General features: G+C 74.2%; 1 protein-coding gene. It reads left to right on the forward strand.

The annotated features are described in order from the left end of the window. Nucleotides 1-67: 67 nt before the first annotated feature. On the forward strand, nucleotides 68-1,095 hold a 1,028-nt coding region (locus C1J01_RS48220; RefSeq protein ID WP_111185846.1), incomplete at its 3' end, for an aldehyde dehydrogenase family protein.

The raw sequence follows: 1,095 nt of genomic DNA on the forward strand, positions 1-1,095 counted from the left end.
CTCCCGAGCCGTCCTCCCGCTCCCGCTCCCGCTCCCGCTCCCGCTCCCGCTCCCGAAAGGATCATCTTTGCCGTCCTCCCTCAACCCCGCGACCGGCGAGCCCGTCGCCGATCACGATCCGCATCCGCCCGAACACGTGGAGACCGTCCTGAGCGCCGCCGTGACGGCGCAGCGCGACTGGCGCGCGACCCCCATCGACCGGCGGCTCCCCCTGCTGAGCGCCATCGCCCGCGAGCTCCGCGCCGACGCCGACCGGTTCGCCCGGCTGATCACCCAGGAGATGGGCAAGCCGATCACGGAGGCGCGCGCGGAGGTCGAGAAGTCGGCCTGGACGCTCGACCACTACGCCGGGCACGCCGAGCGCTACCTCGCGCCGGAGCCGGTCGCGTCCGGCGCGACGGAGAGCACGGTCGTCTTCGAGCCGCTCGGCGTGCTGCTGGCGATCATGCCGTGGAACTATCCGTTCTGGCAGTTCTTCCGCTTCCTCGCGCCCGCGCTGGCGGCCGGGAACGGCGCGGTGCTCAAACACGCGAGCAACGTGCCGGCCTGCGCGCTGGCGCTGGAAGAGGTCGTACGGCGGGCCGGCGCCCCGCCCGGGCTCTGCTCCACGCTGCTCGTCGAGCCGGCCGCGGTCGCCGGTCTCATCGCCGACGACCGGATCGCGGCCGTCACCCTCACCGGCTCCACCGAGGTCGGCGCGCTGGTGGCCGCGCAGGCTGGCGCGCACCTGAAGAAACACGTCCTGGAGCTGGGCGGCTCGGACCCGTTCGTCGTGCTCGACGACGCCGACCTGGACGAGGCCGCGACGGCGGCGGTGCGGTCGCGGTTCAACACCGTCGGCCAGAGCTGCGTCAACGCCAAACGCCTCATCGTGGACGAGAGCGTCGCCGACGCGTTCGTCGACCTCGTCGCCAAGAAGGCCGGCGCGCTCGCCCTGGGCGACCCCATGGACGAGGCCACCCAGATCGGCCCGCTCGCCCGCGCGGACCTCCGCGACACCCTGCACGACCAGGTACGGCGCACCGTGGCGGCCGGGGCGACCCTGCTGCTGGGCGGCGCACCCGTCCCCGGCCGCCACGGTGCGCCGTACCTGGT

This window comes from Nonomuraea aridisoli (assembly GCF_003236395.1).
Taxonomy (GTDB): Bacteria; Actinomycetota; Actinomycetes; order Streptosporangiales; family Streptosporangiaceae; genus Nonomuraea; species Nonomuraea aridisoli.